This window comes from Pseudocolwellia antarctica, from assembly GCF_049933045.1.
In the GTDB taxonomy this organism is placed as follows: Bacteria; Pseudomonadota; Gammaproteobacteria; order Enterobacterales; family Alteromonadaceae; genus Pseudocolwellia.
The window spans coordinates 3,697,767-3,717,494 of sequence record NZ_CP187926.1 but is presented as its reverse complement, the minus strand read 5'-3'; the positions used below and the strand labels follow the sequence as shown (position 1 = coordinate 3,717,494).

The following is a 19,728-nucleotide window of genomic DNA, read 5'->3' as shown; positions in this document are numbered from 1 at the left end:
AAAAAAGGAGCATATTGCTCCTTTTTAGTACGGTAAGTTAACTGATGTTTTAGTTAGCTTTAATAATACTGCCTTCTGCGTTTGAGTTAGCCATAGCTGCTAAATCTTTATCAACGAAGAATAATGCGTGGCCGTCGTCGCCCACTAAGTTGATTTTGTCTAATACACTTTTAAATAGTGTTTCTTCTTCGTGCTGTTCAGCAACATACCACTGTAAGAAGTTAAACGTAGAGTAATCTTGGTTAGAAAATGCTTCGTGCGCTAACGAGTTAATACGTTCTGTAATTAAACATTCGTGCTCGTATGTTTTTCTGAAAAGGTCACCTAAAGATTCAAACTCATGTGGTGCAGCTTCAATTGCGCCTAAAATAGGTAATGCACCTGTTTCACTTACGTAGGTAAATAGGCGAGTCATGTGATCCATTTCTTCAGCCGCGTGCTTACGCATAAACTTAGCAGCACCTTCAAAGCCATTTTCTTCACACCAAGCACTCATTTGTAAATAAAGGTTTGATGAATAAAATTCTAAATTAATTTGGGTATTTAGTTTTTCAACCATTTGAGGTTTTAGCATTGTGTTTCTCGAGTGTTGTTTTATGGGGCGTATTCTGCATGGTTTATCTAATTAATTCAAGTTAAAAATAAAGAAAACCATAATAAAAACAGTAACATATAATGATAATGGTTTTCGTTTCTTTTACTAATTAGAATAGTATTAGTATTGTTTATAAACTTGCTAGAACAGTTTCAGCTTTGCTTGCTTCAAATTCTTTTGGTTTTTCAACAAGTAATGTTGTTACAACGCCGTTGTCGATTACCATAGCGTAACGTTGTGAGCGTGTTCCGCCAAAAGCTGCAGTTTCTAATGCTAAGCCTAACTGTTTTGTGTAACTGCCATCGCCGTCTGCAACCATAGTAATATGTTCAGCATTACTTGCCTTACCCCAAGCGCTCATTACAAATGCATCGTTTACTGATAAACAAATAATTTGATCAACGCCCTTAGCTTGAAGTTGGTCAGCTAATACAACATAACCTGGTAAATGAGATTCTGAACACGTAGGTGTAAATGCGCCTGGTACAGCAAATAATACAACTTTCTTGTTAGCAAATAGCTCGTCTGTGTTATGAGTAACCATACCGTCAGCTGTTAATTCTGATAATTCACCTGTTGGCATTTTCTCGTTTTGCTTAATCATTTGTTGTCCTTACTCTAAAGAGTTTATTAGGGATTGATGTAATGTCTTTTACTTAACCTGAACTCTGGATAATGAATTTTGTCATTAATTGGTTCAGGTTACTTAATTCGATAAAGGTAACTTTACTGGTTTACACAGGTAACCTTTATCGTGTGCTACTCGCGCGCAGTCTTTACAAACAAAGCGCGGCTTATCAACAATATGTACTAATTCGTGAAGACCTTTTTCAATCTCTTTCTTTTTCCACTTACATAAAGTTTTAGTCATAGGTTTAGCCTTCTGCCTGCTATCACCTTATTCTAGATTATTATTAAGCTCTTTGGCTAGAAAATGGTGCTATTTCTCCAAGCCTATCTGTAACCATATATTAAGTACGTATTGATAGATAAAACTTATTAATAGTTTGAATCTTTAAATTTGATAAAACTATAGCTGTGGTAGAGAATAAAAGATTAGGTTTTAGCGATTTATATTTTGGAGAAAAATATCATGTCGGGTTTTAACAAAGTGGTTGAAAGTTACGAAGAGGCCATGTCTGGCTTAGAAGACGGTATGACAATTATTGCAGGCGGCTTCGGTCTTTGTGGTAATCCAGAAAATTTAATTAAAGAAATTAAAAAGAAAGGCACTAAAGGCCTAACCATAGTTTCAAATAACTGTGGCACAACGAATCACGGTTTAGGTATTTTGTTACATGATAAGCAAGTCAAAAAGATGGTGGCTTCTTACGTGGGCGAGAACGAAGAATTTGAACGCCAAATGATGAGTGGCGAGCTAGAAGTTGAATTAACGCCACAAGGTACGCTAGCTGAAAAAATGCGTGCAGCAGGTGCGGGTATTCCAGCATTTTTTACTGCGACAGGTTACGGAACGCCCGTTGCTGAAGGTAAAGAAACACGCGAAATAAATGGTCGTCATTACATTTTAGAAGAGTCTATTAAAGGTGACTTCGCCATTGTTAAAGCTTGGAAGGCGGATACCTACGGTAATTTAGTTTTCCGTAAAACTGCGCGTAACTTTAATCCTATGGCTGCAACGGCAGGAAAAATTACAGTCGTTGAAGTGGAAGAAATTGTTCAGCCAGGCGAGTTAGACCCAGATCATATTCATACGCCAGGTATTTATGTTGACCGTGTTATTAAGGGCAACTTCGAGAAAGTAATTGAACAACGTACTACACGTCCTTCAGCTTAAGGGAGCAATATTATGGCTTTATCAAGAGAACAATTAGCGCAGCGCGTTGCACAAGAATTACAAGACGGATATTACGTTAACTTAGGCATTGGTATTCCAACCTTAGTTGCCAACTATGTTCCTGAAGGTATTGAAGTTATGCTTCAATCAGAAAACGGCTTACTCGGCATGGGTCAGTTTCCAACAGATGAAGAAGTGGATGCTGATTTAATTAATGCAGGTAAACAAACGGTCACTATGGCAACAGGAGCATCGTTATTTGATAGCGCAGAGTCTTTTGCCATGATACGTGGTGGCCATGTAGACTTAACGGTTTTAGGTGCGTTTGAAGTAGATTGCCAAGGTAATATCGCTTCGTACATGATCCCAGGCAAGTTAATTAAAGGCATGGGCGGCGCAATGGATTTAGTGGCTGGCGCAGATAACATTATTGTTACCATGACACATGCTTCTAAACACGGTGAGTCTAAACTTCTAGCTGAATGTACCTTACCGTTAACAGGTAAAGGCTGCATTAAGAAGGTACTTACTGATTTGGCGTTTATTGAAATTAAAGATGGTAAATTCCATTTACTTGAACGTGCGCCAGGTGTTTCAGTAGAAGACATTATTAAATTAACGGCAGGTGAGTTAGTTGTACCTGCAAATGTACCTGAGATGACATTCTCTTAATACTCGTTAAAAATGATATTAAAGCCCCTATGCAAACTTTGTAGCAGGGGCTTTTTTGTATCTACGATTTGGTGATTGATCTCTGTTTTGTGCGACCTACTTAATTAACTTTATTAAATCAGTACTTAGCGGTATTTAATTGTATAATTCAGTAGTACCAACTAAAGTATTTATATACAGCAACTATTAAAGTGCACACTGGAGTTAAACATGAGTAAATCAACAACGGGATCTAATTCACAAAATGAAACAACACAGTGGGTAAAATTTAGTTTAGGCGGTGAGAGTTACGGTATCCGTGTGCTTAAAGTTCAAGAAATTCAACGTTACAGTGAAATATCTCCAATTCCAGGTGCACCAAGCTATGTATTAGGTATTATTAATTTACGTGGTAGTGTGATCAGTGTTTTAAATACGCGTGAAAAATTCGGTTTACCTGATTATGAAATCACTGACGATTCTCGTATTGTTATTTTAGAAGTTGGAAAACAAATTATAGGTATTCTTGTTGATAGTGTTGCTGAAGTGATCAGCTTACAAGCAAGCGATGTTGATGTAGCGCCTAATGTTGGTAACGATGAAACCGCTAAATTTATTGATGGTGTGTCGAACAAGAGCGGAGAGCTTTTGATTTTATTAGATGCAGAAAAAATATTGAATGAAGATGAATGGGAAGACCTTAGTCATTTATAGTAAATAACTCTCATCATTTATTACTCATTACTCATTACTCATTACTCAGAATCAATCAAATTAATAATCTAAGTTAAACTAGCGCAAGGGTATAGTTAACTTAGATTACTCAAATCATTTAGAACACTCAAAATATACTCACAGTTTTGTTATTCCCGATAAAAACTAAGTACCTGCATCCATATAGGCAACGCAGATAGACGGTTAAATAACAATATTAGGCATAATTGCTTATCCAGTTTTCAGGTTACTTAGGCAGTTCAGAAGTTAACACCCAGTAATAATTTAATTCTGCCATTTTATTCGAAAACTCTTCAAATTGTAATGGCTTAGTTACATAGCCGCTAGCGCCTAATCGGTAACATTCTTTAATTTCTGGTCCTGTGGTGGATGTACTGATCATAACAACTGGTATATCTTGTAAATCAGTGTCCTTTTTAATTATTTTAAGTGTTTCTATACCACCTTGTCGTGGCATTCTAATATCTAAAAATATAATGTCAGGTCGAGAGTATCTTTCTTTATCTTCGTAAGGAGGCAGATTCTTTAAATAAACAATTGCCTGTTCACCATCCATCACATGATCAATAGCATTTTTAACATTAAATTCATGGAAAGCGTCCAGCATTAATTCAGCATGGTCTATATTATCTTCAACCATTAGCCCCGAGATCGCTTTAAAGTTATTCATTTTATATCCTTTATTCATTTCTAATTATCGTCAGACGCAAGCGCCTGAAATTCAATTATTCTTTTATAAAATTGAGGGTAAATAAGCTGCCTTTATCTATTTCTGATTCAACTTTAATACTACCGTCATGTTTTTCAACAATTCTTTTCACAATACTTAAACCTAAGCCTGAGCCGTTGTAGCTGTTTTTATGTGCAAGGCGCTTAAACGGAGTAAACATATCATAGGATTTATCGGTATCAAAACCAATGCCGTTATCTTTAACTGATATTTGCAGCAACTGATCTGTTTCTTCAAATGTTACAGTAATGATAGGTGAGTTCTCATTAAACTTAATACTGTTACTAAATAAATTATGAAAAAGTAAATGCATTAGTGCGGTATTACCACGGAATTTAGGTAAAGGTCTTTCAACCTTAATAACGAATTCTTTCTCAACAGATACTTTTAATACCGCCGATGCTTTGTTGATGACTCTATTAAGATCGACTATATCGTTAGACTTTTGCGAATACTCCATAGCTAAGTAATGCTGCAGATCATCAACAAGCTGATGGATTTCAGCGGTACTATTATTTAAATATTCGAATAAGGTGACTTCTCCAGGTGTAAGATCAAGTCTTTCTTCTAAATCTAATTTAAGAATAGCTGATACGCCTTTAATACGAATAATTTGACCGTTAAAGTCGTGTGACAAGCTAGAACAAAACGCTTTCATGTCTTTATTATAAGTTTCAATTTCACGCTGATGTTTCCATCTTTCTATCGCATATCTACAGGTACGAAAGAGAAGTAGTGGTGAAATATCATCTTTTATTATGTAATCTTGAATGCCCTTATTAAGTAAGGTTTTCGTTATTTGGATACTATTAATCGACGTTAAAATAACTATTGGCGCTGGAAAATTACGTGTTGCTAACCATTCAACCGTTTGCTCTAAAGGTGAGTCAGGTAAGTTTAAATCACATAAACAAGCATCAAAGTGCTCAGTAAGTAATAAGCGATTTCCTTCCGCGATTGAATCTACTGCTATTGTTGTAACATCAACTTCTGTTATTGATTCTAATGCATCTTTTATAACATCAAGATGATCAGAGTTATCTTCAATAATTAAAATGTTCAATAGTGAGTGTCCCTATTTATTTTCTGTAAAGTAAAAAAAAGATCTATTTTGTAAATATAGTCTAAAATTAACTTATTACTTATCTACAGCAATTTTTTTTATAAGAATGTTAAAAATAAATGCTTAACATTAGTTTTATGTTAAAAATTTGTCTTGTCTTGTCTTGTCTTGTTCTGTCTTGTTTTAGCTTGGAGTTATGAATGCGAATACTGATTGTTGATGATAACGTGATAGATATAGCGCTACTAAAAAGAGAATTAGATACATCACTGCTCTGTGATTTTACCATTAAAACATCAATCTCAGTGGCTGATGGTTTAAAGAAGTTAGAAACTGAAAGCTTTGATGTAATCTTGTTAGATTATGAAATGCCTGAAATTGACGGCATAGAAATGATCATTGAAATTCGTTCAAAACCTAACTTAGGCAATACTGCCATTATTATTGTCAGCGCATCGTTAGACTCTAGCGTCGCGCTCAATTGCATAGAGGCGGGCGCGCAAGACTTTATTCCCAAAAGTAGCATCACCCAAGTGAAACTCTATCAAGCTATTATTCATTCTCGTAAGCGTTTTGAGATGGAACAGAAAATGTACGAAAGTTATTTGTCTGTTAAAACCATGGCTGAAAAAGATCCGCTAACAGGCTTGCACAATCGATACTTTTTCGATGAAAATTTACAAATGATGATTGCTGCCAGTCAGCGCTCTAATACTGCGATTGGTATGCTGGCGCTCGATTTAGATAATTTTAAACATATTAATGATTCGATGGGTCATGAAGCGGGTGACTTATTGTTAAAAGAAGTCGTTGCACGTATAAAAAGATGTTTAAGAGTTAATGATGGTTTTGCTCGATTAGGTGGAGACGAATTTGCGATAACCCTTTCAAACATTAACGCAATAAGTGAAATTAATATGGTTACAGACCGTATTACTAATGCTTTTAAAGAGCAGTTTGAACTCTCAGGTAAAAAAGTCACTTGTACTATGAGTATTGGTGCTGCTTTATATCCCAATGATGCGCCTAGTGGTAGTGAGCTAGTAAAGTGTGCTGATATTGCCATGTATAGAGCAAAACAAGGTGGAAAAAATGGCGTCTGTTTTTATGAGTCTCATTATCAAGCTGAGTTTAATCGCCGTTTCACTATTCAAAACGACATTATTGATACCTTAGCCGACTCTACTTTTAGGCTTTTTTATCAACCCATTTTTTGTGATCAAGGTAAGAATATATTGGGCTTCGAAGCTTTGATCCGCTGGCCTGACAGTGCTAATTCACACTTCCCTGATATTTTTATTCCTATCGCAGAAGAGAGCCGTTTAATCAATGATATTGGCATTTGGGTCATTAAAACCGCGATAAAACAGTTATCAGAATGGCAAAAAAAATACTCAGATGCTTTGTATATGTCTGTCAATATTTCACCTATGCAGTTACATGACAGTGCTTTGCTCGACTTATTAAAATCAATAACAAGTAAATATGATATTAGCCCTGAGTTAGTCACTCTTGAAATTACAGAAACCGCTTTACTCGAACATAACGATACAACAGTAAAAACCCTCAAAGATTTATCGGCTTACGGATTTAAAATAGCCTTGGATGACTTTGGCATGGGCTATTCGTCAATATCTCACCTAACGAACTTTGTTATTGATGTTGTAAAGATTGATAAATCAATGCAACCTGTTGATAAAAATGACAATAAACGTAAAAATTTACTTGAGGCGCTTGCCATGATGTTAATACAGCTTAACTTCAAAGTAGTTGCTGAAGGTGTTGAAACAGAAGAACAACTGTCTTTGTGTAAAACACTCCACATCGATTTAATTCAAGGCTATTTACTCAGTGTGCCTATGTCGGCAGATAAAGTAGAACTACAATTAAACACCGCCTTTCATAATGTACTTGCCTGAAATAAAGACACATTGAGTGCTCTAAGTAAATCAACGGATTAATAATGAATGAGACCTAAGCTAAAAGCTGAAGAGGGATTACGCCTTGAAGCTTTATACGAATACAATATTTTAGATACTGAAAATGAAGAAGTTTATGATCAGTTAACTGAGCTTGTGGCTAATATTTGCTCAACCCCCATTGCCTTAATTTCAATAATTGATGAGGAAAGAGAATGGTTCAAATCGCGTTACGGATTAACAGATATTGAAAAACCTAAAGATTGGGCGTTTTGCAGTGAAACCTTATTAAAAGATGGTGTGTTTGAAATTAAAGATTGCTTGAATGATGAGCGAGTTGAAAATATTCCATTATTGCAGAATGGTCTTCAAGTAATATTTTATGCCGGTGCACCTATCATCAATGCTGAAGGGCATCATATTGGTACCTTGTGCGTTATCGACCATCAACCATCTTGCCTGCAAGATGAGAAAAAGGTGCAATTAAAAATATTAGCTAAGCAGGTTTTATATTTATTAGAATTAAGAAAGGGTCATGATGTTAAAGAAGCATTACTACGCCAATCTATTAAAGATGCAAAAGAATTAGAGCAAAAAAACAAACAGCTTGAACAGTTTGTATATACAGTATCTCATGATCTAAAAGCGCCTTTGATAACGCTTTCTGCTTTTGCAAAAACTTTATCAAAGGAACTTGAACCCCATACAAATGATAAACAAAAGTACCGTTTTACTCGTATTCAAGAGAATGTTTCTCAGATGGGAGATTTACTTGCAGATCTTTTAGAATTATCGCGTGTAATGAGTCAAAATATTAAACGAGAGCATTTAGATACAGAGTTACTCATAAGAAAACAATGGCAAAGCTTAAACCTTGAAGACGAGATGATTAATTGTGTTATTGATCTTCCTGTAGATAGTATATTGGCTAATAAAACCTTGTTTTCGCGCAGTATCTTAAATGTTTGTTATTATGCCATTCAGAATAAAGTGCCGAATGGGACTTTAGATATTAGAATTTATACAGAAAATTGTGGCTCTCATGTCTCCTTGTTTATTATTGATAACAGTTTAGGCATGGCTGAAGAAGATCAAGAACGTGCTTTTTGTATTTTTGAACAAGTAGAGAAACAAAAAGGTACAGGCATGGGGTTATGTATTGTAAAAGCTGCAATGGAAAAACATGGTGGTGAAATAAAGCTGACTTCTACCTTAGGTGTAGGTAATCGGTTTGAATTAATCTTTCCCGTAGCCGCCTATTAAACTTGCTGTTAAAAGCATGTATGTAAATTAAGGAAAAACGATGAATGAATGGCTTCAGCAATTTGTAAACCCTAGTTTTATGCCGCATGGGCATTGTTACTTATGGCGTCCTGATATTTTATGGACACATGTAATTTCAGATGCCGTAATAGGTGTAGCGTATTATGTTATTCCTATCGTATTTGGCCTTTTGATCATGAAGAGAAAAGGCGTATTACCTCATAAAGATATTTTTGCGTTATTTACCGCTTTTATTTTCTTTTGCGGCACAACGCATTTCGTACAGATATATATTACTTGGTATCCAATGTACGAGTATCAAGGCTGGCTTAAAGTATTAACGGCATTCACTTCCATCTTAACCGCATTGGTTCTTGCGCCTAAACTACCTGAGCTACTTAAATTCTCTACGTTGGAAGACGATTATAGAAGTAACTTAAAAGAGTTAGATACGTTAAAAATTAAAAACGAACAAATGAACGCTGTGTATTCTGCCACTATTCGTCGAGAGCAAAAGGTGATTGAATTACAAAAAGAGATCAATGACTTGATGACTGAGATGGGTCGAGAGAAACGCTATGACGTTTAACTTTAACATTCAACAATTAGACATGTGTAATTATGAATATTAAAAGCCTCATATTAAGCACACTACTCTTATTTTTGATCACATTAGAGGTGTTAATCGCTTTAGATTATCTCGCCCAAGAAAAACAAATGCGAGGTAAACGCATTGAAATTTACCAAACAATTATTGAGCTACAAAGTCAGATTGGTTACGTAGGGCTTATTCATAATTTTAAAAATTATATGTTAAGACCTGAGCAAACAAATTATCGAGATAGAGCCATTGTGAACTACAAAATGGCGTCAAAACAAGTGGAGTCATTAGAAGTTATGGGTGACGAGTTGATAGGTAACATTCGTATGCCTGAAACACGCATCATGTTATTAGCTTATAAAGAGCGCTTAGATAGATTACCTGGGTTGATGATAGAAAATGTGTCTGCTCGTGAATTAGATAACTTTGTAAAATTTAACGATTTACCATCAAGAAATGAAATTGAACTTGTTTTTAGAGAGTTTTCTCAAGCACTCGATTCGAAAGCAACAAACGTACTTTATAGTAGTTTAACGTCTTGTTTAGTGATTCTAATTGGACTGATATTTACTCTAGTGCTGATGATACGTTCTTTATTTAAAGAGCAACGCGGAGCATTAACAACAAGTAATCAGCTTAATGCTGAGCTAGAAGAAAATAAAGTCAAAATAGAATGTTCTCAGATCGTATTATTGAATGTGATGAAAGATGTAGAAAATGAAAAGCAAGCAGCATCAATATTAAATAAAGAGCTTGTTAGTAAGAATAATGAGATGGAACAGTTTATTTATACGGTTTCTCATGACCTTAAATCACCCTTAGTTACCATCAGTGGTTTCGCCAACAAGTTACATTCAGAATTAGCCGATACACTAACGGAGCGACAGGCACACCGTCTTAACCGAATCATTGAAAATGTTAATAACATGGAACACCTGCTCTCAGATTTGTTAGAGCTATCAAAAATAGTTCAACAACCTATTGTTATTGAAGATGTTGATGTAGGAAAAATAATTCAAGAGCAATCACTTGTGCTCGAAGATACCATTATTGAAAGTGAAGCCACTATTAACTTGGCTGATAATTTACATACAATTAAAGCAAATGAACGTTTGTTTTCTGAAATTATATTAAACTTGTTGAGTAACTCTCTTCGTTATAGAGAGCCTAGCCGTAAACTAGTTATTGATATTTCTACATCTCAAACCGACAAAGCGACCATAGTTCATGTGAAAGATAACGGCACAGGTATTGATGCGAAATATCATGCACTTGTTTTTGATATTTTTGAAAGGCTATCAACTCATGAAGGTAGCGGTGTTGGCTTAACCATTGTTAGAACGGTTATGGAAAAACATAAAGGCAAGGTATCGTTAAAATCAGAACTAGGAAAAGGTTGTCACTTTTTATTAGAGTTTCCGAATAATGAAAAAGATTTGTTTTAACTTGTTTTTAAAGCTTATTTTTAAATTCTAGGTGTAAAGCTAATGTCGAATTAAAGGCATTAGTTCAAGGTATTAATTCAAGGTGTTAATGCAAATTTTAGGATAGAGTTTTGATATCAGATGTTTACAAAAACTTTAACGGATATCTTTTAAGATCCGTTAAAGTCTTCAATTATAGAATTATGCGCAAGCATTTCTGCCTAATCTTTTAGCTTCATATAATTGTCTATCGGCAACGCTAAATAGTTCTTTATGGTTACCTACACTGTTTAATGAAGACACGCCCGCACTTGTTGTAACAATATGATAAGGCGAACAAATATGAGGAGTTTTTTGCGCCATAATCGCAGATATAATTTTATTAGCGACATATCTTGCACCATTAAGATCTGTGTCAGGTAAGATTAAAACAAACTCTTCTCCACCATAACGCATCGCTGAATCAGTAGGTCGGTGTAACTGTGACTTTATGGCTTGAGCAACATTAATTAAACATTGGTCGCCTTGCTGATGACCATATTTATCATTAAATTGCTTAAAATAATCTAGATCTAATACAACAATAGATAAGTCTTTTTTAGTTCTTAAAGCTAAAGAAACTTGTTCTTTGTAAATATTATTATAATGGCGTCTGTTGCCTAGCCCAGTTAAGCTATCGAAGTAAGCAAGTTCTTGCTGCGCATCCGATTTTAATTTGAGTTGCAGGTGAGCTTCAATACGCTTCATCAAGGTTTGAGGTATGCCTGGCTTAGTGACAAAGTCAGAGCCGCCCGCTTCCCAGCAAGCAATCTCATCTTCAACAGTTTCTAATGTTGTTGAAAATATAATAGGGCAATTTTCCATCTCAGGCATAGATTTAAGTATTTTACAGGTAGCGTAGCCATCCATTGAAGGCATCACTACATCTAATATCACTAAATCGGGAGGGGTTTCTTTACAAAACTCAATGGCGTCGACGCCAGAATGTACTTCATAAACTTGTTGAAACATTTTTAGTGATCTAACTAAAATTGCTGTATTGATTTTATCGTCATCCACTAAAAGTATTTTAGCGTTAACCACATCCTGTGATGATAAATTCGTTGTAGAATTTTGCATCTTATTACCTTTTTTAAATAAGTTTTCTCTGATCTTGGTTATGTATTTTTAAACGTTATCAGATTAACTTTGAAATATAGTTATTTTTCTATCTTATGTGTAGAGCTCGTTAACTTATCATTATTTTGGTAACTCATTGAATGTAAGGTTTAAAATCATGTGAGATCTTTGTTTTTATCACCTTGATTATCATCCTACGTTAAAAAAAAGTTTATGTCTTTAGCTTTTTAAAGGTTTGTGTACAGCGTTTTTGCGTTAAATAAACAATTATATTTATTAGTTTTTTCTAATACAGGGAAGATATTTAGCTCTATTTGCGGCGCTTATTTTTAGTTAAATAAAATAGTTAATAATAAAAATAATATTTTTTGTGACTTTTTAGATCTAACCTTCGTCTAACTCAGTATTGAATATTTATAACCTTACTTTTTAACTAATAAAGAGAACTAAAATGAAAAAAACAATAATTGCTAGCAGCCTGTCGTTTTTATTATTTACGGGGTGTGCGTCAAACACAGTTTTATCTCAAAATGATATTATGGAACAGTTTCCAAATATTAAAGAAGCACGCTTGTTATTAGAAAAAGCGAGCAACGAAAATATCGAATACTACTCACCTGAAAAAATGGAAACAGCTCAAAGTGTTTTCGATGAAGCGGTTAAACAAGCTAAATCGGGTAAAACATCAGCAAATACTGCTGCAGCTAATGCTATAACTGCTGTTAACGCTGCGGTTAAACAATCTGAAAAAGCTAAATATGTTTTAGAAGAAGTTTTTGTTGCACGTAACAAAGCAATGGCAACTAATGCCAACAATTTAGTACCTGAGAAGTTTGAAGTTGTAGAAAAGCAATTAAAGAAAATGCTTGGCTTGTTAGAAAATGGCGAAGAAGATCGTGCAAAACGTGATATTACGTCATTAAAAAACCAATACTTAGGTTTAGAATTAGCAGCACTTAAAACGAATATGTTAGGTGTAGCAGATAAAACCATTAAAACAGCAATGAATAAAGATTTGGATGATGTAACTCCAATTCTAATTACCCAAGCTAAAAACGAATACCAATTAGCGTTAGATACTTTAGAAGTAAACAGAACAGATACTGAAAAAGCTAACGTGCATTCTAATAAAGCTATCTGGATTGTTAAGCGCGCAGAAGGCGTAGCTGAAATTAACCAGTACTTTAAAGATGCTGACTTTACAGAAGAACAAAAAATTGTGTGGTTTCAAGATCAATTAGCGTTGGCATTTTCTCCGCTAAACAGTGCGTTACCTTTTAACCAATCAAACAAAGAAGTGCTTAACGGCGCTAAAGATAGCTTGAGCCAAGTGATGGATCAAAACCAAACATTAAGCTTCAATGTTTCAGAGCTTAAAGATCGATTAGAGTCGACGCAACAATCGTCTAAATTAGAGTTACAAAAAGAACAAACGGCTAAGCGTGAAGATATTGCTCGATTTAATGGTGTTCAATCATTGTTTAATGAAGATGAAGCAACTGTTTATCGTCAAGTAAATAATGTGTTGATCAGAGCGCAAGGTTTCTCATTCAAGCCAGGTGGCAGTGAAATTGAATCAACTAACTTTGTACTACTTAACAAAATTATTGATGCAGTGAATCGTTTCCCTAAAGCAAATATCGTAGTGTCTGGTCATACAGATTCAACGGGTAGCAACGACTTGAACTTACAATTGTCTCAAGACCGAGCTAAAACAGTTGCTAACTTTATGACACAAGTAGGTAATATCAACGCTAGCCGTATTCAGTTTAAAGGCTATGGTAAAGGCAAGCCTGTTGCAAGTAACGAAATAGCAGAAGGTCGTGCACAAAACCGTCGCGTTGAAATACTTATTATCAACTAATTGTTAGCGTTGTGAATACAAATAAATAGCAGGATACATAATGAAATTTAATGAAGACGAACTCAAATTAATGTGGCAAGAAAGCGAGCCAGTTGTTAATGAAGAAGAAGAGCTTAAAAAGGTGCTGAATAAGTCATCAAACGTAACAGCTGCTAAAGATGTTACTGGGCTGTTTTTTGGATGGGTGTGGGTTGTCTTCTTAGGTTTTGGTGCTTCTATGTATTCTGCTAAACGTAAACTCGAACTACACAAAAAAAACGATTCAAAGAAAAACACGATCATTAACAAACAATCAGGAGACGCTGCAGAAGTGGCTCTATTAAGTAACACCACTGGAGACCAGAAATGAATTTAGACGTTTGGACACAATCTTTAAGTAATGCACTATCCAGATTTTGGACAGAAATAGCAGGCTTCTTACCTAATTTACTGGCAACTATTTTGGTTGTTGTTATCGGATTGTTTTTATCAAAAATCATTACAAAGTGGGTTGCTAAAATAATAGAAACACTCGGTTTCGATAAATTATGTGACAAGTTAGGTGTAAATAAGATTTTAAAAACGCTGGGTTTGCAATCAACGCCTTCTCAATTAATTGGCGGTTTACTGCATGTGTTTTTTGTTCTGATTATTCTTGTGGCAGGTTCTGAAACTTTAGGGCTGGATAGATTTTCAGCTATTTTAGATTCATTCGTTTTATATTTACCTAAACTATTAGGTGCTTTGGTTATTACCTTATTAGGTTTATTCATTGCTAAGTCAGGTAAAGCTAAAATAGAAGCTTCACTTGACAATATGGGTGTTGAATATGGTTCTTCAGTAGGACGCGTTTTACAAATACTTGTACTGGCTATCACTTTTTCTTTAGTTATTGGTCAGCTTGAGCTTGAAACAGAATTATTAAATACAATATTCACCGTATTAATCGCAAGCTTAGGTGTTGCACTCGCTTTAGCCTTAGGTTTGGGTACTAAAAGTATCGCTAACAGTATCGTTTCAGGTATTTATGCTAGAGAACAATTACTCCCAGGTGATGAAGTAGAATTTGAAGGTTTTATTGGTAACGTGGTTGCAGTAAGCACTGTAAATACATTGCTCGAAAACAAGGAAGGTCGTCGACTAAGCGTACCAAACCAAGACTTATTAACGCATAAGTTTATTGTTACGCCAATGAATGACTCGATTAAATAGACTTTAACAATGAGTTAACTATGAAAACACCAGAGAACGAGAGAAACCTTGTCTCTGATTGATTGTCACAACAGGAAGATTCTGAGCTGGTACGTATTGCCTGCATGCAATTACCTTATGTGACAACGGCTTATGAAGTGCTCTTTCATCGATACCATAACAAGTTAATACAAATCTGTTATCGATACCTAAACTCGACAGAAGAAGCTGAAGAGGCGGTTAATGACACTATGTTAAATGTGTTTAACAACCTCAAAAGCTTTGAACAACGAGCTAGTTTTAAAACGTGGATATTTCGAATTGCATACAATCAGGCGTTAACTAGACTAAGAAAGAAGAAATTAGATCAGGTCGACTTAGATGAAACCCATGAGGAGGTTTCACAAGAGACCTCTGACGATTCTACTGATAGAAGCAACCAACTTAATAGTTTGTTGGCTCAGCTTAGTTTAGAAGAGCGTTCAATCGTAGTTTTTCGTATTGCGGGTGATCTTGAGTTTAATGATATTGCTTTAATCGTGGAGCAAAAACTAAGTACCGTAAAAATGCGTTATAAAAGAGCATTAGAAAAAATGGCCGGCAGTGCTAGCACTGAAGATTAAGAGAGAGAACGAAGAGAAGAATTAATAATAAGTTAGGTAAAATTAGCCTGACCAGCAGGCGTCTTTTTTAAATATTATAAAAAATAAAGACCCTGATAAATCTTTAAAATGGATACAAAATAATGAACATACTAAAAAATAAAATAATGTTAGTCATAAGTTTACTTGTTATAGGTGCGCTTATCTTTTTAGCTACATCGGAAGAAGGTGATATACATTTAATTTCGGTTGCCGAAGCACAAACACAAAACAAATTAGATAAGCTACCTGATTTTTCACAGATCAATGATGTTAAAGAGAAAAAAGAACAATTCTTTAATACCCTTTACCCAATTATTAAAGAAGAAAATAAACATGTATTAAAACTCAGACAAATTATTGTTTTGTTACAAAGTGTTCCTGAAGAAGAATTAACGAGTAAACAAAAGATATGGCTAAATAAGGTAGCGACTCATTATAAAGTGAGTAGTGAATACGGTGGAGATAGTTTTTTTGCTAATCTTCTTGAAAGAGTTGATGTTATTCCTCCGTCTTTAGCATTAACCCAAGCCGCGATAGAATCGGGTTGGGGAACGTCTCGTTTTTCTAAAAAAGGTAATAATCTTTTTGGTCAGTGGTGTTTTTCAAAGGGTTGCGGCATTGTTCCATCGTCTAGAGACTCTGAAAAGTTTCATGAAGTGGCTAAGTTCGCTTCTGTTAATTTAGCAGTAAGAGCTTACATAAAAAATCTGAATACAAACGCAGCTTATATCGAATTGAGAAAGATGCGCTCTAAGCTTCGTAAAAATGAAGAAGACATTACAGGACTTGTTTTAGCAAAAACTCTCGATAAATACTCAGAAGAAGGTCAGCATTATGTGACTAAAGTGAGTAAATTTATCGATCAAAACAAATTACAGCGTTTCACTAATGAGTTTAATGAATCAATTGAGCTATAATAGTTAATAGGTGATACAAGAGCGCATTTTTAAAGGTATTAAAATAGCAGGTAACTCAAGGGGATTTTTGTACCTGATATTTTATTTCACATTATTTTAAATTGATTGTGACTTTTCAACTTTTGCTGTCGTCTAAGGTTATGAAACTAGTAATACCGAATTGGTTAACTTATTCGATTCGGTATAAACAACTATGTTAAAAATAAATTAAACATGAATCTAAAGGTAATATTAAAATGAAAAACAAACTTTTTGCATTAAGCGTGCTTACTCTTTTATCACAAACTGCTTATGCAGATAACTCGTCAGAAAATCAATCTTGGTTTGGCGGTTTTGGCGAATTTTATAATTCAGATAATGAGAAATTTTTACCTGGTCCACAATACAACAACGGTTTAGGGTTAGGTCTTGAATTTGGTACTCGTTTTAGTGAATCTTGGGGTGCTAGAGTTGAATGGTCACACCTTAATATTGATGCAAAGAACCCAAGCCAAAGCATTGGTGGTGATAGAGGTGGTGTAGACATCTTATTCTACCCTCAACAATCAGACTACTATGTATTTACGGGTTTAAAAGCTGAGAAATTTGATGAAACACAAGGCTTAGTAAATGTTGGTTTAGGTCGTCACTGGGATGTAAGTTCTAACTTCAGAGTGATTACTGAAGTTGCTGCTTACCATGACTTTGGTGAAGCTTACCTTGATCACAGTGTAAAACTAGGTTTTGCTTATTCTTTTGGCGGTAATGCTAAGCCTGCACAAGTTGTAGAAAAAGTTATCGATACAGACAATGATAGTGTTGAAGATAGCCGTGACTTATGTCCTAACACACCATTAAACAGCAATGTTGATAGTAACGGTTGTGTTGTTACTAAGTCTGTAGTTGCAGACAATGATAACGATGGCGTTTCTAATAAAACAGATATGTGTGCTGATACTCCGTCAACTGACAAAGTAGACAGCAAAGGTTGTAGTATATTTGAAGAACAAGAAGTTGAAATGCAACTTGATATTAAGTTTGCACATAACTCTAGTCTTGTTAAAACAGGCGATATGTCTGAATTAGCTGACTTTGCAGCTTTCTTGAAACGCTTCCCTAATACAAATGCGGTAATCGAAGGTCATAGTTCATCGTTAGGTGACAAACAGTATAACGTATGGTTATCACAAAAAAGAGCTGAATCAGTTCGTGACATATTAGTTAAACAATATGGTATTAAATTCGATCGTGTAGATGTTAAAGGCTACGGTGCTTCTCAGTTATTAGATAACAGCGGCACAATTAAAGCACATACAGTAAACAGACGTATCGTTGCTAATGTAACAGCTGTAGAACGTAAAAAAGTAACTAAGTAATCTAGTAACTTTTAAGTAGACAGTAAGGGAGCTATTTAGCTCCCTTTTTTATTGTCTAAAACTTTGTGTCATATAGGATGAACGAATGAAAAGAGTTCTGTACTTGGCCTTAAATTTCAAATTTTTAGCAATTATTTATACGAGTATTGGTTTGGATTTAATTGCTAGTCTATGATTAATATTAATACCTAGTTGATCAATTTATTTTTGAAAACGGTATAGGTCCTCTCAAACTTAAGTTAAATCATCATATCTCTTATCATCTCTTAACGTATCAGAAAACATTGCCAGTATGTCTAATGAGCGTGGAAAGCAATCTGAATTATGAATTTCAAAAGGTGTTTATATGAATAAATATGTAGTGGGGACTTTGTTCTTTACTTATGTGTTTTTGGTAGAGAATGTTAGTGCAGAAGTACTGCAGAGCGATACTATCATTAATGATCCACAAACAAGTCGGCACGCCGCCTTTGAGCATACTCAATCAACTAATTCAGATAAGGCTTTTGGCTGGGACTCGCGTATTTTCATTGAAAGTGATTATATAACTGAGGGTAGAGATAACCTTTCTGGTCGTGGTCTTTATTCTGTTTCGACTGAATTTAACTATGGTGATTTTTATATAACCCCTTGGTTAGCTAAAGGCATAAGCGCTGATTATTCAGAGGTTAACTTAAATGTTAATTATGGGATTTATGCCGTCGATAAATTAGAAGTATTCGTCGGCTACGGTTATTTGAAGTCTTATGAAGGGGATATTGACGCAACAGATCATGAAGTGAATATCGACTTTTCTTACGATTACCGCAACGACATTCAAATACTAGCCAGTATTTACCATTCGTTTGATGCCGATGGATTATTCTCAGAAATAGCTTTCATAAAAAGTTATAAATTTAAGGGGGTTTTACTTGTGGATGTTAGTAGTTCGTTGGGCTTTAATTCAGGCTATATAGCTGATGGTCATAATGGACTTAACTTTGGTCAGCTTCGTGTGCATGCATCTTATGTGCTTAAAAATAAAATTGAGCTACATGCTTATACAAGTTACAGCGTAGCGGTAAATGAAGATAGCCAACGCTTTGCTGGTGATGAGTCGTTATCTAATATGTTATCTGGCGGGGCAGGTTTAAGTTATCGCTTTTAAGATGTTGATTTGGTTTTACCATAAAGTAATTTTTCATAAAAAAGGCGAGTAAGTTAATTAACTTACTCGCCTTTTTATTGTTTCACTGGCTTACTTTAAATAAAGGGTATTGCCTTAACTTAAGTATCGAGCTTAAGCTACCAAGCTTAGGTTACTTAGTTTCAGAAGTTAAAGGTTGCTCAAGTCTCATGCGTTGGCTATTGCGAATAAAGTTAGTGCCTTGCTCAACAAGTTTACGACCGTTTGAAATTTGTTGTTGGCCTTCTACTTTTTTCTTTTCAGACTGCGCAATCAATTTATTACCTTCTTTCACACTATCTTGTGCATCTTCCCAATTTTCACCTATTGACGCTAAACGCTCAGCTTCGTACTCAATTTCTTTTGGACTAGATGAACGACCCGCTTTACTGGCTTCTAGTTGGTAATCCTGACGTGATCTTTGGATCGCATCATTACCCGATAATATAAGCGCTTTGCCTTTATTAGCGTTAATACGTGCATTCTCTATGGTTTTCTCGCCTTTAATAATCAGAGCTTCACCTTTTTTGGATAACGCCTTACCTTCTTCCCATAATCCGCTTGGATTATTGGTGTAATCTTCTAATTTTGGTTGTGTAGCACAGCCTGTAAATAATAATGCTGCACAAGTTATGATGATAATACGATTCATGTTTTTCCTTAATATTACTGCTATATAGCGCGTTGTTAATAAGTTAGATGAGTGTGTTGAGGA

At 35.0% G+C, this 19,728-nt stretch carries 21 protein-coding genes; 14 read left to right on the top strand and 7 right to left on the bottom strand.

All coding sequences use genetic code 11. The annotated features are described in order from the left end of the window. Positions 1-49: 49 nt before the first annotated feature. The 3 genes from ftnA to ACPUVN_RS16070 form a co-directional block, all read right to left on the bottom strand. Complete coding sequence (gene ftnA, locus ACPUVN_RS16080) at positions 50-574, bottom strand: non-heme ferritin (protein ID WP_426359313.1); 525 nt, start codon at positions 572-574, stop codon at positions 50-52. A gap of 151 nt (positions 575-725) precedes the next feature. After that, positions 726-1,199, bottom strand: a complete 474-nt coding sequence (locus tag ACPUVN_RS16075; RefSeq protein ID WP_426359314.1) for a peroxiredoxin — start codon at positions 1,197-1,199, stop codon at positions 726-728. A 102-nt stretch (positions 1,200-1,301) separates the two neighbouring features. After that, complete coding sequence (locus tag ACPUVN_RS16070; protein ID WP_426359315.1) at positions 1,302-1,466, bottom strand: hypothetical protein; 165 nt, start codon at positions 1,464-1,466, stop codon at positions 1,302-1,304. 222 nt (positions 1,467-1,688) lie between these two features. Between ACPUVN_RS16070 and ACPUVN_RS16065 the strand changes: the two genes are divergently transcribed. The 3 genes from ACPUVN_RS16065 (at position 1,689) to ACPUVN_RS16055 (ending at position 3,758) form a co-directional block, all read left to right on the top strand. Beyond that, positions 1,689-2,393, top strand: coding sequence for a CoA transferase subunit A (locus tag ACPUVN_RS16065; protein WP_304368824.1), 705 nt, complete (start codon positions 1,689-1,691; stop codon positions 2,391-2,393). A 12-nt stretch (positions 2,394-2,405) separates the two neighbouring features. Further along, positions 2,406-3,065 (top strand): 3-oxoacid CoA-transferase subunit B, encoded by a 660-nt coding sequence (locus tag ACPUVN_RS16060; protein WP_426359316.1) that lies wholly within the window; start codon positions 2,406-2,408, stop codon positions 3,063-3,065. Positions 3,066-3,275: 210 nt separating this feature from the next. Further along, a complete protein-coding gene (locus tag ACPUVN_RS16055) occupies positions 3,276-3,758 on the top strand; it encodes a chemotaxis protein CheW (protein WP_426359317.1) in 483 nt (160 codons plus the stop codon). 247 nt (positions 3,759-4,005) lie between these two features. On the opposite strand, the gene ACPUVN_RS16050 is transcribed toward ACPUVN_RS16055, so the two are convergent. Together ACPUVN_RS16050 and ACPUVN_RS16045 are read right to left on the bottom strand one after the other, a co-directional pair. Further along, positions 4,006-4,449, bottom strand: a complete 444-nt coding sequence (locus ACPUVN_RS16050) for a response regulator (RefSeq protein WP_426359318.1) — start codon at positions 4,447-4,449, stop codon at positions 4,006-4,008. 55 nt (positions 4,450-4,504) lie between these two features. Next, on the bottom strand, positions 4,505-5,572 hold the full coding sequence (locus ACPUVN_RS16045; protein ID WP_426359319.1) for a sensor histidine kinase: 1,068 nt from the start codon (positions 5,570-5,572) through the stop codon (positions 4,505-4,507). Positions 5,573-5,772: 200 nt separating this feature from the next. Between ACPUVN_RS16045 and ACPUVN_RS16040 the strand changes: the two genes are divergently transcribed. The 4 genes from ACPUVN_RS16040 to ACPUVN_RS16025 are packed head-to-tail and all read left to right on the top strand — an operon-like array spanning position 5,773 to position 10,800. After that, positions 5,773-7,491 (top strand): two-component system response regulator, encoded by a 1,719-nt coding sequence (locus ACPUVN_RS16040; protein ID WP_426369446.1) that lies wholly within the window; start codon positions 5,773-5,775, stop codon positions 7,489-7,491. A gap of 48 nt (positions 7,492-7,539) precedes the next feature. Further along, positions 7,540-8,754 carry a sensor histidine kinase gene (locus tag ACPUVN_RS16035; RefSeq protein WP_426369445.1) on the top strand — a complete coding sequence of 405 codons (1,215 nt, stop codon included), beginning with the start codon at positions 7,540-7,542 and terminating at the stop codon, positions 8,752-8,754. A gap of 40 nt (positions 8,755-8,794) precedes the next feature. Then, positions 8,795-9,343 carry a hypothetical protein gene (locus ACPUVN_RS16030; RefSeq protein WP_426359323.1) on the top strand — a complete coding sequence of 183 codons (549 nt, stop codon included), beginning with the start codon at positions 8,795-8,797 and terminating at the stop codon, positions 9,341-9,343. 32 nt (positions 9,344-9,375) lie between these two features. Continuing rightward, positions 9,376-10,800 carry a sensor histidine kinase gene (locus ACPUVN_RS16025; RefSeq protein ID WP_426359324.1) on the top strand — a complete coding sequence of 475 codons (1,425 nt, stop codon included), beginning with the start codon at positions 9,376-9,378 and terminating at the stop codon, positions 10,798-10,800. Between the two features lie 180 nt (positions 10,801-10,980). Here ACPUVN_RS16025 and ACPUVN_RS16020 read toward each other — a convergent pair whose 3' ends face one another. Next, complete coding sequence (locus ACPUVN_RS16020) at positions 10,981-11,898, bottom strand: GGDEF domain-containing response regulator (protein WP_426359325.1); 918 nt, start codon at positions 11,896-11,898, stop codon at positions 10,981-10,983. A 451-nt stretch (positions 11,899-12,349) separates the two neighbouring features. Between ACPUVN_RS16020 and ACPUVN_RS16015 the strand changes: the two genes are divergently transcribed. From ACPUVN_RS16015 to ACPUVN_RS15985, 7 genes are all read left to right on the top strand, one after another. Then, complete coding sequence (locus ACPUVN_RS16015) at positions 12,350-13,762, top strand: OmpA family protein (RefSeq protein WP_426369444.1); 1,413 nt, start codon at positions 12,350-12,352, stop codon at positions 13,760-13,762. Positions 13,763-13,802: 40 nt separating this feature from the next. After that, complete coding sequence (locus tag ACPUVN_RS16010; protein WP_426359327.1) at positions 13,803-14,111, top strand: hypothetical protein; 309 nt, start codon at positions 13,803-13,805, stop codon at positions 14,109-14,111. Further along, entirely contained in the window at positions 14,108-14,953 is an 846-nt protein-coding gene (locus ACPUVN_RS16005; RefSeq protein WP_426359328.1) for a mechanosensitive ion channel family protein, read from the top strand. Before ACPUVN_RS16010 ends, ACPUVN_RS16005 begins: the two co-directional genes overlap by 4 nt. Before the next feature lie 104 nt (positions 14,954-15,057). Then, complete coding sequence (locus tag ACPUVN_RS16000) at positions 15,058-15,555, top strand: sigma-70 family RNA polymerase sigma factor (protein WP_426369443.1); 498 nt, start codon at positions 15,058-15,060, stop codon at positions 15,553-15,555. 122 nt (positions 15,556-15,677) lie between these two features. Continuing rightward, on the top strand, positions 15,678-16,493 hold the full coding sequence (locus ACPUVN_RS15995) for a glucosaminidase domain-containing protein (protein ID WP_426369442.1): 816 nt from the start codon (positions 15,678-15,680) through the stop codon (positions 16,491-16,493). Positions 16,494-16,729: 236 nt separating this feature from the next. Continuing rightward, positions 16,730-17,848 carry an OmpA family protein gene (locus ACPUVN_RS15990; RefSeq protein ID WP_426359331.1) on the top strand — a complete coding sequence of 373 codons (1,119 nt, stop codon included), beginning with the start codon at positions 16,730-16,732 and terminating at the stop codon, positions 17,846-17,848. Between the two features lie 346 nt (positions 17,849-18,194). Then, on the top strand, positions 18,195-18,995 hold the full coding sequence (locus tag ACPUVN_RS15985) for a hypothetical protein (protein ID WP_426359332.1): 801 nt from the start codon (positions 18,195-18,197) through the stop codon (positions 18,993-18,995). A gap of 151 nt (positions 18,996-19,146) precedes the next feature. Here ACPUVN_RS15985 and ACPUVN_RS15980 read toward each other — a convergent pair whose 3' ends face one another. Next, positions 19,147-19,665: a hypothetical protein gene (locus tag ACPUVN_RS15980; protein WP_426359333.1), complete on the bottom strand. Its 519-nt coding sequence runs from the start codon at positions 19,663-19,665 to the stop codon at positions 19,147-19,149. Positions 19,666-19,728 lie beyond the last annotated feature (63 nt).